This window comes from Jatrophihabitans sp. sgz311053, from assembly GCF_056135305.1.
Map to the genome: position 1 here is coordinate 1,056,458 of NZ_JBWAXP010000002.1, position 13,460 is coordinate 1,069,917.

General features: G+C 71.8%; 12 protein-coding genes. 4 read left to right on the forward strand and 8 right to left on the reverse strand.

The genetic code is table 11. The annotated features are described in order from the left end of the window. Positions 1 to 26: 26 nt before the first annotated feature. The 6 genes from AC0NZQ_RS13925 to AC0NZQ_RS13950 all read right to left on the reverse strand — a co-directional run bounded on the left by AC0NZQ_RS13925 (position 27) and on the right by AC0NZQ_RS13950 (position 6,486). Positions 27 to 1,442 carry an acyl-CoA carboxylase subunit beta gene (locus tag AC0NZQ_RS13925; protein ID WP_474530458.1) on the reverse strand — a complete coding sequence of 472 codons (1,416 nt, stop codon included), beginning with the start codon at positions 1,440 to 1,442 and terminating at the stop codon, positions 27 to 29. Between the two features lies 1 nt (position 1,443). Continuing rightward, positions 1,444 to 2,691, reverse strand: a complete 1,248-nt coding sequence (locus AC0NZQ_RS13930) for a beta-ketoacyl-[acyl-carrier-protein] synthase family protein (RefSeq protein WP_474530459.1) — start codon at positions 2,689 to 2,691, stop codon at positions 1,444 to 1,446. A 1-nt stretch (position 2,692) separates the two neighbouring features. Beyond that, positions 2,693 to 2,935 carry an acyl carrier protein gene (locus AC0NZQ_RS13935; protein WP_474530460.1) on the reverse strand — a complete coding sequence of 81 codons (243 nt, stop codon included), beginning with the start codon at positions 2,933 to 2,935 and terminating at the stop codon, positions 2,693 to 2,695. A gap of 58 nt (positions 2,936 to 2,993) precedes the next feature. Beyond that, positions 2,994 to 3,962 carry a beta-ketoacyl-ACP synthase III gene (locus AC0NZQ_RS13940; protein ID WP_474530461.1) on the reverse strand — a complete coding sequence of 323 codons (969 nt, stop codon included), beginning with the start codon at positions 3,960 to 3,962 and terminating at the stop codon, positions 2,994 to 2,996. Beyond that, a complete protein-coding gene (locus AC0NZQ_RS13945; protein ID WP_474530462.1) occupies positions 3,962 to 5,137 on the reverse strand; it encodes an acyltransferase domain-containing protein in 1,176 nt (391 codons plus the stop codon). Before AC0NZQ_RS13945 ends, AC0NZQ_RS13940 begins: the two co-directional genes overlap by 1 nt. Positions 5,138 to 5,292: 155 nt before the next feature. Further along, positions 5,293 to 6,486, reverse strand: coding sequence for a PucR family transcriptional regulator (locus AC0NZQ_RS13950; protein WP_474530463.1), 1,194 nt, complete (start codon positions 6,484 to 6,486; stop codon positions 5,293 to 5,295). On the opposite strand from AC0NZQ_RS13950, the gene AC0NZQ_RS13955 reads away from it, so the two are divergent. Genes AC0NZQ_RS13955 through AC0NZQ_RS13965 form a run of 3 tightly spaced genes read left to right on the forward strand, consistent with a single transcriptional unit; the run spans position 6,485 to position 9,150 of the window. After that, entirely contained in the window at positions 6,485 to 7,576 is a 1,092-nt protein-coding gene (locus tag AC0NZQ_RS13955) for a PHP domain-containing protein (protein ID WP_474530464.1), read from the forward strand. The two genes, AC0NZQ_RS13950 and AC0NZQ_RS13955, sit on opposite strands and share 2 nt — an antisense overlap. After that, on the forward strand, positions 7,573 to 8,169 hold the full coding sequence (locus tag AC0NZQ_RS13960) for a pirin family protein (RefSeq protein ID WP_474530465.1): 597 nt from the start codon (positions 7,573 to 7,575) through the stop codon (positions 8,167 to 8,169). The genes AC0NZQ_RS13955 and AC0NZQ_RS13960 overlap by 4 nt, the downstream gene beginning before the upstream one ends. An 18-nt stretch (positions 8,170 to 8,187) precedes the next feature. Then, positions 8,188 to 9,150 (forward strand): aldo/keto reductase, encoded by a 963-nt coding sequence (locus AC0NZQ_RS13965; protein WP_474530466.1) that lies wholly within the window; start codon positions 8,188 to 8,190, stop codon positions 9,148 to 9,150. A gap of 3 nt (positions 9,151 to 9,153) precedes the next feature. On the opposite strand, the gene AC0NZQ_RS13970 is transcribed toward AC0NZQ_RS13965, so the two are convergent. Next, entirely contained in the window at positions 9,154 to 9,474 is a 321-nt protein-coding gene (locus tag AC0NZQ_RS13970; RefSeq protein WP_474530468.1) for an antibiotic biosynthesis monooxygenase family protein, read from the reverse strand. 144 nt (positions 9,475 to 9,618) lie between these two features. Here AC0NZQ_RS13970 and AC0NZQ_RS13975 point away from each other — a divergent pair, with 144 nt between their 5' ends. Next, complete coding sequence (locus AC0NZQ_RS13975; protein ID WP_474530469.1) at positions 9,619 to 10,563, forward strand: DUF559 domain-containing protein; 945 nt, start codon at positions 9,619 to 9,621, stop codon at positions 10,561 to 10,563. 61 nt (positions 10,564 to 10,624) lie between these two features. Here AC0NZQ_RS13975 and aceE read toward each other — a convergent pair whose 3' ends face one another. Then, the gene (aceE, locus tag AC0NZQ_RS13980; RefSeq protein ID WP_474530470.1) at positions 10,625 to 13,375 is read right to left on the reverse strand and encodes a pyruvate dehydrogenase (acetyl-transferring), homodimeric type; all 2,751 of its coding nucleotides are present in this window, start codon (positions 13,373 to 13,375) and stop codon (positions 10,625 to 10,627) included. Positions 13,376 to 13,460 lie beyond the last annotated feature (85 nt).

Sequence of the window (13,460 nt, forward strand, 5' to 3'; positions counted from 1 at the left end):
GCCACTGCGAGGACGACAGCGGGGATCTACAGCGGGATGTTGCCGTGCGCGCCCCGGGCCGACGGGGCGGCGGCGAGGGCTTCGGCGAGGGCCGCGCGGGTGGTGGCCGGGTCGATGAGCTGGTCGACGACGCCGAGCTCCATGGCGCGGCCGACGCCGCCGGCGATGCGCTCGTGCTCCGCGGCGAGTTCGGCGTGCAGCGCCTCGCGCTCGCCGGGCGGGGCCGCCGCCAGCTTCTTGCGGTGCAGGATGCCGACCGCGGCCGACGCGCCCATGACCGCCACCTCGGCGCCGGGCCAGGCGAAGACGCGGGTCGCGCCGAGCGAGCGGGAGTTCATGGCGATGTAGGCGCCGCCGTAGGTCTTACGGGTCACCAGCGTCACCCGCGGCACCACCGACTCACCGAAGGCGTGCAGCAGCTTCGCCCCGCGTCGCACGATGCCGTCCCACTCCTGCCCGACGCCGGGCAGGTAACCCGGCACGTCCACGAGGACGACGAGCGGCACGCCGAAGGAGTCGCACATCCGGACGAAGCGTGCGGCCTTCTCCGCCGACGGGGAGTCCAGGCAGCCGCCGAGCCGGAGCGGGTTGTTGGCGATGACGCCGACGGTCCGGCCGGTGAGGCGTCCCAGCCCGGTGACGATGTTGGGCGCCCACTTGGCGTGCAGCTCCAGGAAGCCGCCCTCGTCGAGGATGGAGGCGACGAGCGGGTGGACGTCGTAGGCCCGCTTCGGGTTCTCGGGCAGCAGTGCGCTGAGGTCCTGACCGGGTCCGACCTGCGCGATGTCGAACGAGCCCTGTCGCGCCAGCAGCGAGGTGGTGGACTGGGCTGCCGCGATCGCGGCGTCCTCGTCGTCGGTGACCACGTGGACGACACCGCTGCGCCGACCGTGCGTGTCGGGACCGCCGAGGGACTCCATGTCGACGTTCTCGCCGGTGACGGAGCGGACCACGTCCGGCCCGGTGACGAAGACACGACCGCCGGTGGACATGATCACGATGTCGGTGAGCGCGGGACCGTAGGCGGCGCCGCCGGCGGCGGGGCCGAGCACGACCGAGATCTGCGGGATGCGACCCGACGCCCGGATCATGGCCTGGAAGACCTGGCCGACGGCGTGCAGGGCGAGCACGCCCTCGGCCAGCCGGGCACCGCCGGAGTGCCACAGCCCGATGACCGGCACACGCTCGCGCAGCGCGGTGTCGATGGTGTCGACGATGTGCCGGCACCCCTCGTCGCCCATGGCACCGCCCATGACGGTGGCGTCGGTGCAGAACGCCGTCGCGGGCGAGCCGTTGACCCGACCCCGCGCAGCGACGACACCGCTGCTGTCGCGGGGTCTGAGCAGCTCGACAGTGCCGGCGTCGAAGAGCTTCTCCAGACGCAGGACGGGATCGCGCGGGTCGATCTCGGGCGGACTGGGGGTAGTGGCAACAGCGGTCATGTCAGGCCTTCCGGAACACCAGGGACGCGTTGTGGCCACCGAATCCGAAGGAGTCGTTGATGGCAGCCGTCACCGACATCTCGCGCTTCTCGCGCGGGACGTCGATCTTCAGCTCGTCGTCGGGGTCGTCGAGGTTGATCGTCGGCGGGACGACGTCGTTCTTCACCGACAGGACGGTGGCGATGGCCTCGATGGCGCCGGCAGCGCCGAGCAGGTGGCCGGTCATGGACTTCGTGCTGGTGACGACGGTGCCGCTGCCGAAGAGCTCGGCGATCGCGGTGGCCTCACCCATGTCCCCCACCGGGGTGGAGGTGGCGTGCGCGTTGACGTGGACGATGTCCTCCGGGGTGAGCCCGGCGCGGCGCACGGCGATCTCGAGCGCCCGGATCTGGCCGTTCTTGTCGGGCTGGACGATGTCGTAGGCGTCGGAGGTGATGCCGGCGCCCGCGAGGACCGCGTAGGGCTCGCGGCCCCGGGCACGCGCGGACGACTCGCGCTCCAGCACCAGCACGCCGGCGCCCTCCCCGAGCACGAAACCGTCGCGTCCCTTGTCCCAAGGGCGCGAGGCGGCCTGCGGATCGTCGTTGCGGGTGCTCATAGCGCGCATCTGCGCGAAACCGGCGATGTTGAGCGGATGGATGCAGGCTTCGGTGCCGCCGACGACGACGACGTCGGCGCGGTCGAGCTGGATCAGGTCCAGGCCGTGGGCGATCGCCTCGGCGCCGGAGGCGCAGGCGCTGACGGTGGTGTGGACGCCGGCCTGCGCGCCGAGTTCGAGGCCGACGTAGGCGGCCGAACCGTTCGGCATGTTCATCGGGATGAGCAGGGGCGAGACCTTGCCCGGCCCCTTCTCCTTGAGCACGTCGTACTGGCTCAGCAGCGACGTCACGCCGCCGATGCCGGTGCCGATCACGACGGCGACGCGGGTCGGGTCCAGGCCGGCGTCGGCCGCCTTGCCCTCGAAGCCGGCGTCGGCCCACGCCTGGCCGGCGGCGACCAGGGCGGCCTGCTCGCTGCGGTCGAGGCGGCGCGCGCGGACGCGGGGGATGATCTCGGTGGGGTCGACGGCCATCGGCGCGGCGATCCGCACCGTCAGGTCGGCCGCCCAGTCGGCGGTGATCGCGGCGACGCCGGACCGGCCCTCGAGCAGGCCGGCCCAGAACGTCGCCACGTCACCGCCGAGCGGAGTGGTGGCGCCCAGACCGGTGACGACGACGGTATCGGCAGCGGTGTGTGCGCTGGAGGTCATGTCAGCCGTTCGCCACGATGTAGTCGACGGCGTCCTTGACGGTCTTGAGATCCGAGAGCTTCTCGTCGGGGATCTTCACCCCGAACTGGGTCTCGGCCTCCATGGCGACCTCGACCATCGACAGCGAGTCGACGTCCAGGTCGTCCACGAAGCTCTTGTCGTCGGAGACGTCCTCGGGCTTGACGTCGGCGACCTCGGCGAGGATCGAGGCGAGTCCGGTACGGACCTCGTCGGCACTGGGCACAGCGGTGGTTCCCTTCTGATGGATAAACGCGGACGTGCTCAAACTAGGGGGTGGTGCCTCACGGGCAGCGGACGACCTGGCCGGCGTAGGCCAGTCCCGAGCCGAAGCCGAGTAGCAGCACCGGCGCTCCGGAGGCGACCTCGCCGTGCTCGATCATGCGGGAGAGCGCGAGCGGGATGGTGGCCGCCGAGGTGTTGCCCGAGGTGACGATGTCGCGGGCGACGACGGCGTTCGGCAGGCCGATCCGGCGGGCGAGCGCCTCGATGATGCGCAGGTTGGCCTGGTGCGGGACGAAAGCAGCGATCTCGGCCGGGTCCACGCCGGCGCGGGCGCAGGCCTCCAGCCCGACGGGGGCCATGCTGCCGGTGGCCCACCGGTAGACGGCCTGTCCTTCCTGGCGGAAGAAGCGCGACTCCTCGTCGATGGAGACGGTGTCGAACTGGTCGCCGGCGCTGCCCCAGACGACGGGGCCGAAGCCGGGCTCGTCGGCGGGACCGACCACGGCGGCCGCGGCGGCGTCGCCGAGGATGATGCAGGTCGACCGGTCGGTCATGTCCAGCCAGCCGGAGAAGCGCTCGGCGGCGACCACGAGGACGTGCCGCGCCTGCCCGCCGCGCACCGCCGCCGAGGCGGCGTTCAGTGCGTAGACGAATCCGGAGCAGCCCGAGTTGACGTCGTAGGCGCCGGGGGAGCGGATGCCCAACCGGTCGGCCAGCTGCGGCGCCGCGGCGGGGACGGGGGTGGGCATGGTGCAGGTGGCGACCAAGACGAGGTCGACCTGGTCGGTGGCGACGCCGCTGGCGGCGAGGGCCTTGGCGCCTGCCTGCTCGGCCATGTCGACGACGGTCTCGTCGGGGTCGGCCCAGCGCCGCTCGCTGATGCCGACCCGGGTCTTGATCCACTCGTCGTCGGTGTCGACGCCGCGGGCGATGAGGTCGTGGTTGGTGATGACGTTGCGCGGTCGGTAGTGACCGAGCCCCAGGATGCGGGTGTGCTCCGGGCCGGTGGTGGTCAGCAGCGTCGCCATCAGGCGTCGACCCCGTTCGAGAGGCGGGCGACGGGGAGGCCGGCGGGGACGATGTCGCCGTCGTGGCGGAGCCATTCGGTGAGCCGGCCGGCCCTCGGCGCGATGACGACGTGCTCGTCCTGGTTGGTGCGGATGGTGCCGAGCTGCGCGCCGACGGTCACGACGGCGTCCTCGGCGACTCCCTCGGCACGGGTGAAGACGCCCTTGACCGGTGCCACCACGACGCGGAACTCCGGCGTGTGCTCGCCCTGACCGTGCTGCGGCCGGCTGGCCACCAGGTCGCGACCGCGTTCGAGGTCGTCCGGCGTCTTGATGGCGAGCAGCTCGACGTCCTTGAGCTCGCGCTTGGCGATGTTGGTGAGCACGCCGCCGGGAGCGAGCTCCAGCGCCGCGGTGACGCCGAGGTCGGCGCAGGAGCGCAGGCAGAGGTCCCAGCGCACGGGCAGGGTCACCTGTCGTACCAGGCGGGCGATGAGGTCCGGGCCGGTGGTGACGGCGGCTCCGTCGGCGTTGGAGAGCAGGATCGGCCGCGGATGCCGGACCGCGACGCCGCTGACGAAGGCTTCGAGCGCCTCGGCGGCCGGTGCCATGTAATGGGTGTGGAAGGCGCCGGCGACGGCGAGCGGCTTCACCGAGCGGGCGCCGCCGGGCTTCTCGGCGGCGAGCTTCGCGAGGTCGTCCAACGCCCCGGCCGCGACGATCTGACCGGCGCCGTTGCGGTTGGCGGGCGTGAGACCGACCGCCTCGAGGCCGGCGACGACCTCCTCGGCGTCGCCACCCAGGACCGCGGACATGCCGGTGGGGGTGAGGGCGCAGGCCGCGGCCATCTCGGCGCCGCGGCGGGCGGCGAAGGCGACGGCGTCACGCGGGGTGAGGGCGCCGGAGACCGCGGCGGCGGTGAGTTCGCCCACGCTGTGGCCGGCGACGACGCGCTCGCCGGGCTGGTCCAGCCCGAGCTGCCGGGCCGCGATCACGCCCAGCGCGACGAGCAGCGGCTGCGTCACCGCGGTGTCCTTGATCTCGTCGGCGTCGGCAGTGGTGCCGAGGCGTACGAGGTCCAGGCCCGTGGCCTCGCTGAAGTCGGCCAGCTCCGCTGCCACGCCGGGCAGCTCCAGCCAGGGGGCGAGCATGCCGGGCGACTGGGAGCCCTGGCCGGGCGCGAAGACGGCGATCACCCCGTCAGCATCGTCCTCCCGGGCCGGCCGTGGCGACCGCGACACCCACAGGGATGCCCCATCGCAGTTGTAGGAATCCTGCAAATGTCACGGAAACATTGCCGCCCGGATGTCGCATTTGGTTGTCAGTTAACTCAGCGTTTCACGCAACGGGGTCACTCCAGCCCGAGGCGGCCGAGGGCCAGCGCGAGGCGCAGGGCCAGCGCCCCCCGTGGATCGGTCGGTGATTCCCCGCAGACCTCGGCCACCCGCTTGAGCCGGTACCGAACCGTGTTGGCGTGGACGTAGAGGGCCCGCGCCGTGGCCTCCAGGGCACCGCCGGCGTCGAGGAAGGCGGCGACCGTGTCGACCAAGGAGCTGCCGGCCTCGACCAGCGGCTCGTAGACGTCGTGCAGCAGCTGCGCCCGGGCGTCCGCGTCGCCGGCCAGCACGCGTTCGGGAAGCAGCGCGTCGGCCTGCACCGGTCGCGGGGCCGCCGGCCAGGCGGCGACCGCCCGCAGTCCGCTCAGCGCGGCGCGGGTGACGGTGGGGGCGTGTTCGATGTCCGGGGCGTGCGGACCGATGACGACCGGACCGTCGCCGAAGGCCGGGAGCAGCTGCGCGGCGATGGCGGCGGTCCCCTCGGCGTCTCCGACGCCGCCGACCACCACGACCAGCCGGTCGCCGTGGATACCGGCCATCAGATCGGCGCCGAAGCGGCGGGTGCGCGAGTGAGCGGCGGCGAGGATGAGGTCCGACGGTCCCTCCGGTGCCGCGCCGACGATGGCGAAGATTGGCCCTGTCTCGCGCCAGCCCAGGGCGGCCAACTGGGTCTGCAACGGATCGCCGACCACGGTGCCGCTGACCAGGTTGTCGATGACGAGCGCCTCGAGCCGGCGGTCCCAGGAGCCGCGGTTCTCCGCCGCCGTCGCGTAGACGCGGGCGGCGGCGAAGGCGATCTCGCGGCTGAAGCGCAGCAGCTCCTCCCGGACGAGGTCCACGTCGGCCGGGTCGGCGAGCGTCGGCAGGTTGGCCTCGGCCACGGCGATCGCGGTGCGGACGAGCTCCACCGTCTGCTGCAGCGTCACCGACCTCGCCATCGCGGTGGGTGCGGCCGAGAAGACCCCGCCGGAGAGGTGCAACACGTCGTCCGGGCTGCGGAGCCACTCGACGAAACCCTGCAGTCCCGACTGCGCCACCAGCGTCACCCAGGAGCGCTGGTCCGAGGGCAGGGCCCGGAACCAGGCGAGCTGCTCGTCCATCATGGCCACGCTCTGCGTCGCGAGCCGGCCGGTGGCCTGCTCGATGGCGCGGATGGAGGACGGCCGGATTCCGGCGCGCCGCGTCGCGGCCGGGGTATCGGCGTCCATGACCACGACGGCCAGCGTGCCACGTCGGGCTAGATTCGACGGCGTGGCGCGAGACCCGGTGGCCGATCTGCGCGAGATCGCCTTCCTGCTCGAACGCGCCCGCGAGCCCACGTACCGGGTCAAGGCCTTCCGCACCGCGGCCGCTGTCGTCGCCGATCTGCCGGCCGGCGAGGTCGAGTCCCGGGCGGCCGAGGGGACGTTGCAGCAGCTCACCGGTGTCGGCAAGGTGACGGCGCTCTGCGTCACCGAGTCGCTGCAGGGCGAGGTCCCGGTGTACCTGCGCCGGCTGCAGGCGACCGAGGACCAGCCGTTGGACGAGGCCACCGCGGCGATCCGGGCCGCGCTGCGCGGTGACTGCCACACCCACTCGGACTGGTCCGACGGCGGCTCACCGATCGACGAAATGGCCGAGACGGCGAGGCGGGTGGGTCACGAGTACGTCGTGCTGACCGACCACTCACCGCGGCTGACCGTGGCCAACGGGCTCTCGCCCGAGCGGCTGGAGCAGCAGCTCGACGTGGTGGCCGGGCTCAACGAGCGCTACGCCGCGGAGGGGAGCGACTTCCGCATCCTCACCGGCATCGAGGTCGACATCCTCGACGACGGCACGCTCGATCAGCGCCTCGACCTGCTGGAGCGGCTCGACGTGGTCGTGGCCAGCGTCCATTCGAAGCTGAAGATGCCGGCCGACGAGATGACGCCGCGGATGGTGGCGGCGGTGGCCAACCGGCACACCGACATCCTCGGCCACTGCACCGGACGCCTCGTCACCGGCGGCCGGGGGACCCGTCCCGAGTCGCAGTTCGACGCCGAGCTGGTCTTCGCCGCCTGCGCGCAGTTCGGGGTGGCCGTGGAGATCAACTCCCGACCCGAGCGTCTCGACCCGCCGAAGCGGCTGCTGCGCCTGGCCGTCGAGGCCGGGTGCCTGACGTCCATCGACACCGACGCCCACGCCCCCGGCCAGCTCGACTGGCAGGCCAACGGCTGCGAGCGCGCCGCGCGCTGCGGGGTGCCGGTCGAGTCCATCGTCAACACCTGGTCCCGCGAGCAGCTCCTTGCCTGGACCGCGGACCACGCGGTGCGCCCGTGAGCCTCCGTCGCGACGAGCGGGGACGCTCCGAGCAGCCGGGCATCTCGTCGCGTCATGTGCTGTCGGCGGGTCCGTTCTACGACCCCGACCTGATCTCCTTCGGGCCGGTCATCGGGGTGGACGAGCACCTGGTCGCGCCGGGAGCGGGATTCGACTGGCACGCCCATCGCGGCGTGCACATTGTCAGCTGGGTTCTAGAGGGAACCCTGCGTCACGAGGACACCCACGGCGAGGTGCGCCTCGTCTCGCCCGGCACGGCCCTCGTCCAGTCCACCGGCGACGGGATACGGCACACCGAGACGAACGCGTCGGACTCCGACCCGCTCCGGTTCCTGCAGATCACCGTCCTCGGGGAAGCGACGCCCTCGGTGAGCACCACGTCGCTGCCCGCCGTGGTGGCCGGGGTCGGTGTCGACGTCCGTCGGGCTGCCCCGGTCTGCGGACCGGCGCTGTTCCTCGCGCTGCGCGACGGGTACTCGATCGAATCCACCGACCCGCTGCTCGCCGGAGCCTGGCTCGAGCTCGACTCGGACGATCAGCTGAGCATCGACGCCGACCCCGAGGCGCTCGGGCTCGTGCTGGAGTGGCGCTGAAGGCCTACCGTCGATGTCATGAGCATCCCCACCACCGAACTGGCCCCCGGCCTCACCGTCTCCGCGCAGGGTCTGGGCTGCATGGGCATGAGCCAGAGCTACGGCAAGGGCGACTGGGACACCTCGATCGCCGTGATCCACCGGGCCCTGGACCTCGGCGTCACCTTCCTGGACACCGCGAACATCTACGGCGTCGGGCACAACGAGGTGCTGGTCGGACGGGCAATCGTCGGCCGCCGCGACGAGGTGCAGCTCGCCACCAAGTTCGGCATCGACCTCACCCTGGGCTGGGACCAGCGCACCACGCGCGGCACGCACGGCTACGTGAAGAAGGCCTGCGAGGACTCGCTGGTCCGCCTCGGCGTGGACCACATCGACCTCTACTACATGCACCGCCCGCCGGCCGATGCCGAGATCGAGGAGACGGTGGGAGCCATGGCCGAGCTGGTGGCCGAGGGCAAGGTCGGTCACCTCGGGCTGTCCGAGGTGGACGACGACCTGCTGCGACGTGCCGTCGCCGTCCACCCGATCGCGGCGGTCCAGAGCGAGTACTCGATCTTCACCCGTGACCCCGAGACGACGGTGCTGGGCGCGATGCGCGAGCACGGCGTGGGGCTCGTCCCGTTCTCGCCGCTGGGACGTGGTTTCCTCACCGGGACGCTCGACCGCTCTTCGCTGCCGACGACGGACTTCCGCGCCCGCAACCCCCGCTTCACCGGCGCGGCCGGCGACACCAACGAGCAGATCGTCGCTCGGGTGGTGGCGGTGGCCGATCGGCTCGGGGTCAAGCCCGGTCAGGTGGCGCTGGCTTGGGTGTACGCGCAGGCCGATCGCCTCGGCGTCCCGATCGTGCCGATCCCCGGCACCAAGCGGACGGCCTACCTGGAGGAGAACGTCGCCGCGCTGGAGGTCAGTCTCGGTGCCGAGGACCTCGCCGAGCTCGACCCGCTCGGCGAGCAGACCGCCGGCGCGCGCTACTGAGCCTCAGTTGGTGACGGCGATCTCGTAGTTCCAGACCTCGCTGCTCACGCCGACCGGTTTCGGGGCGTCGCCGCCCTGACGCTCCTGCTCGCTGCGGTGGCCGTGGCCGAATGCGGGGGAGGCGAGCCACGCCTGGAACGACTCCTCGTCGCGCCAGCGGGTGACGACCAGCCACTGCGTCCGCTCGTCGGTCGGCTTGAGGAGCTCGAAGCCCTCGAAACCCTCGGCGCCGTCCACGGCGCCGGCACGCTTGGCGAAGCGGTGGGCCAGCTCGTCGCCGCTGCCGGCCTCGACGGTGATCGCGTTGATTTTGATGACGGTCATGTCGCCATCGTGCCCGGTCTGACCCGCCTTCCCCTGTGATGTGGTCGATTTCCGGGCGCAGAACTGACCACACCGCAGGGGGAGGTGGAACCGGGACTGTGGACAACCGTCTCAGGGCGTCGCCGGGGACGCAGCATCGGTGCCGTGACCGCTCTGCTCCCCGCCGCGGCGTGGCGGCAGTGGTGGCAGGAGCGACCCGGCGACGACTCGCTGGTGCAGGTGGCCGCCGAGCAGGGGTTCGTGCTGGCTACCGCGGACCTGCCGGCGCTCGGCGCCACCAGGTCCCGGGCGCGGACGGCCGTCCGGCGGGGCCGGTGGGCCGTCGCCGCGCGCGGCTACATCAGCCCGGTCGACCTCCGCGACGCCGACCAGCACCTCGAGCGTCGTCGTCGGCTCTCCGTCGCGGCCGCGGCAGCTGTCCTCGGGGCCTCCCGCCACGTCGTCTGCGGGCCGACGGCGGCGGTCCTGCACGGATTGCCGACGATGGTGACACCGGAGCGCCCGACCTCGACGCTGTCCGGCGCCGCCAATCTCGGGATCGGACCGGCACGCCACGTCTTCGGCGCCGCGCTCTCGCGTGACGAATGCGACGACTGGTTCGGCATCCGGTTGACCGACGTCGCCCGGACCGCGGTGGACGTCGCCCGCCATGACCGCCGCAGCGGCCTGATGATCGCCGACGCCGCGTTGCGGGAAGGGCTCACCACCGCCGCACGTATCGAGGCCGCGCTGGCCCGCAGCGCCGGCTGGCCGGGAGTGCGGCAGGCGCGCGAGGTCCTGCGGCTGGCCGATGCCCTCGCCGAATCAGCGCTGGAGTCCATCACCCGGCTGGCGCTCCACGACGACGGCTTCCCGCCGCCCCGACTCCAGCTCCGGGTAGGTCCCTACCGCGCGGACCTGGCCTGGCCGGAGCGTCGGCTGGTGCTCGAGGCGGACGGCCGCGTCAAGTACACCGCCGAGGAGCGGTGGGCCGAGAAGACGCGCGAGCAGTACCTCCGCCGGGAGGGGTGGGCGGTGGAGCGGGTCGTCTGGGGCGACGTCACGCGAGGCTGGGACCGGACCCGGCTGATCCTGCGGTCGTACTTCTGACCCTCCCCTGTGGTGTGGTCGATTTTCCGGCTCGGGAATGACCACACCACAGGGGAAGGGACTAGGCGTCGCCGCCGACAGTGCCCGTTCCGGCAGCCTCGATGGAGGCGAGCTGGTACTTGTCGAAGGCCTCGCGGGCCAGCTCGGGCTTGACGTCGCCGGCGAGCGCGAGCCGCTCCAGGGCCGCGACCACGATCGACTCGGCGTCGACGTGGAAGAACCGCCGAGCCGCACCACGGGTGTCGGCGAAGCCGAAGCCGTCAGTACCGAGTGAGACGTAGTCGTTGGGGACCCACCGGGAGATCTGGTCGGGGACGGCGCGCATGAAGTCCGAGACCGCGACCACCGGACCGGAGGTTCCCTGCAGCTGCGAGGTGATGAAGGGCGTCGGGGCGTCCTCGCCCGGGTGCAGCAGCGCGTGCTGCTCGCACTCGACCGCGTCGCGGCGCAGCTCGTTCCAGGACGTCACCGACCAGACGTCGGCGTCGACCCCCCAGTCCTCCGAGAGCAGCCGCTGCGCCTCGACGGCCCACGGACCGGCCACGCCGGAGGCGAGCAGCTGCACCCGCGGCCGGTCGGACTCCGGAGCCGCGGCGAAGCGGTAGATGCCCCGCAGCAGCGCCTGGACGTCCAGGTCGGCCGGCTCGGCCGGCTGGATCACCGGCTCGTTGTAGATCGTGAGGTAGTAGAAGACGTCCCGGTCGCTGACCTTCGGCGAGTCGTAGGCGCCGACGCCGTACATCCGCGCCAAGCCGGCCCGGACGATGTGCGCGATCTCGAAGGCCCACGACGGGTCGTAGGCGACGCAGGCCGGGTTGGTGGCAGCCAGCAGCAGCGAGTGTCCGTCCGCGTGCTGCAGCCCCTCACCGGTCAGCGTCGTCCGGCCCGCGGTGGCGCCGAGGACGAAGCCTCGGCCCAGCTGGTCGGCGAGCTGCCAGAACTGGTCGCCGGTGCGCTGGAAGCCGAACATCGAGTAGAAGATGTAGAACGGGATGGTCGGCGCGCCGTGGGTCGAGTACGAGGTGCCGGCCGCGATCAGCGACGCCATGGACCCGGCCTCGCTGATGCCCTCGTGCAGGATCTGCCCCTGCTGGCTCTCCTTGTACGACAGCAGCAGCTCCCGGTCGACAGCCTCGTACTCCTGGCCGTGCGGCGAGTAGATCTTGGCCGTCGGGAAGATCGCGTCCAGACCGAAGGTGCGCGCCTCGTCCGGGATGATCGGGACGAAGCGGTGGCCGATCTCCTTGTCCTTGATGAGGTCCTTGAAGAGCCGGACCGTCGCCATGGTGGTGGCCACCTGCTGCTTGCCCGACCCGCCGCGGAACTCCGCGTAGACCTTGTCGCCCGGCTGCGGCAGCGGCTTGGCCCGCACCACGCGCTTGGGCAGCGCGCCGCCGAGGGCCGCCCGCCGCTCCTTCATGTACTGGATCTCGTCGGACTTCTCGCCCGGGTGGTAGTACGGCGCGTAGTCGGCCTCGAGCTCCTTGTCCGAGATCGGCAGGTAGAGCCGGTCCCGGAAGGCCTTGAGGTCCGCGACGGTCAGCTTCTTCATCTGGTGGGTGGCGTTGCGTCCCTCGAAGGACTCCAGCGTCCAGCCCTTGACCGTCTTGGCGAGGATGACCGTCGGCTGCCCGGTGTGGTTGCGCGCCGCCTCGAAGGCCGCGTAGACCTTGCGGTAGTCGTGGCCGCCGCGCGACAGCTTGCGCAGCGCGTCGTCGTCCATCTCCTCGACCATCTTGCGCAGCCGCGGGTCGCCACCGAAGAAGTGCTCGCGGATGTAGGCGCCGCTCTCGACGGTGTAGGTCTGGAACTGCCCGTCGGGCGTCTGGTTCATCTGATTGACCAGGACGCCGTCGCCGTCGGCGGCGAGCAGCGGATCCCAGTCACGTCCCCAGACGACCTTCAGCACGTTCCAGCCGGCGCCGCGGAAGTAGGCCTCCAGCTCCTGGATGATCTTGCCGTTGCCGCGGACCGGACCGTCGAGCCGCTGCAGGTTGCAGTTGATGACGAAGGTGAGGTTGTCCAGCTCCTCACGTGCCGCGACGCCGATGGCGCCGAGGGACTCGACCTCGTCCATCTCGCCGTCGCCGAGGAAGGCCCAGACGTGGGAGTTCGAGGTGTCGGCGAGGCCGCGCGCGTGCAGGTAGCGGTTGAAGCGCGCCTGGTAGATCGCGCCGATCGGACCCAGGCCCATCGAGACGGTCGGGAACTCCCAGAACTCCGGCATCAGCCGCGGGTGCGGGTAGGACGACAGCCCGTTCGGGGCCATCGAGACCTCCTGCCGGAAGCCGTCCAGCTGGGTCTCGGTGAGGCGTCCTTCGAGGAAGGCGCGGGCATAGATGCCGGGGGCGGCATGGCCCTGGAAGTACACCTGGTCGCCCATGCCGGAGGCGAGGTCCTTGCCGCGGAAGAAGTGGTTGAAGCCGACCTCGTAGAGCGAGGCGGCCGAGGCGTAGGTGGCGATGTGACCGCCGACGCCGACCTTCTTGTTGGCCCGCGACACCGCGACCGCCGCGTTCCAGCGGATGTAGGCGCGGATGCGGCGCTCGATGTCCTCGTCGCCGGGGAACCAGGGCTCCCGCTCCGGCGGGATGGAGTTGATGTAGTCGGTGCTGCGCAGGCCGGGGACGCCCACCTGGCGCTCACGCGCGCGCTCGAGCAGCTTGAGCATGAGGAACCGGGCGCGGGCGCGGCCGTCGGAGTCGATGGCCGCGTCCAGCGACTCGAGCCATTCGCGGGTCTCGTCGCGGTCTATGTCCGGCAGCTGGTTGGGTAGGCCGTCGGTGATGATGCTGAATCGGTCGCGGGTCACGCGAGCTCCTTGTCGTTCGCACGCCGTGCAGTGATGTGGTCTGCGTCGCTTCCAGTGTCCACCCTGTCCGACCGATAGGGTCGAC

Coding starts and splice junctions, on each gene's coding strand:
- AC0NZQ_RS13930 (WP_474530459.1), bottom strand. CDS start 2,691: ATGACCTCCAGCGCACACACCGCTGCCGATACCGTCGTCGTCACCGGT.
- AC0NZQ_RS13950 (WP_474530463.1), bottom strand. CDS start 6,486: ATGGACGCCGATACCCCGGCCGCGACGCGGCGCGCCGGAATCCGGCCG.
- AC0NZQ_RS13965 (WP_474530466.1), top strand. CDS start 8,188: ATGAGCATCCCCACCACCGAACTGGCCCCCGGCCTCACCGTCTCCGCG.
- AC0NZQ_RS13940 (WP_474530461.1), bottom strand. CDS start 3,962: ATGGCGACGCTGCTGACCACCACCGGCCCGGAGCACACCCGCATCCTG.
- AC0NZQ_RS13925 (WP_474530458.1), bottom strand. CDS start 1,442: ATGACCGCTGTTGCCACTACCCCCAGTCCGCCCGAGATCGACCCGCGC.
- AC0NZQ_RS13970 (WP_474530468.1), bottom strand. CDS start 9,474: ATGACCGTCATCAAAATCAACGCGATCACCGTCGAGGCCGGCAGCGGC.
- AC0NZQ_RS13955 (WP_474530464.1), top strand. CDS start 6,485: ATGACCACGACGGCCAGCGTGCCACGTCGGGCTAGATTCGACGGCGTG.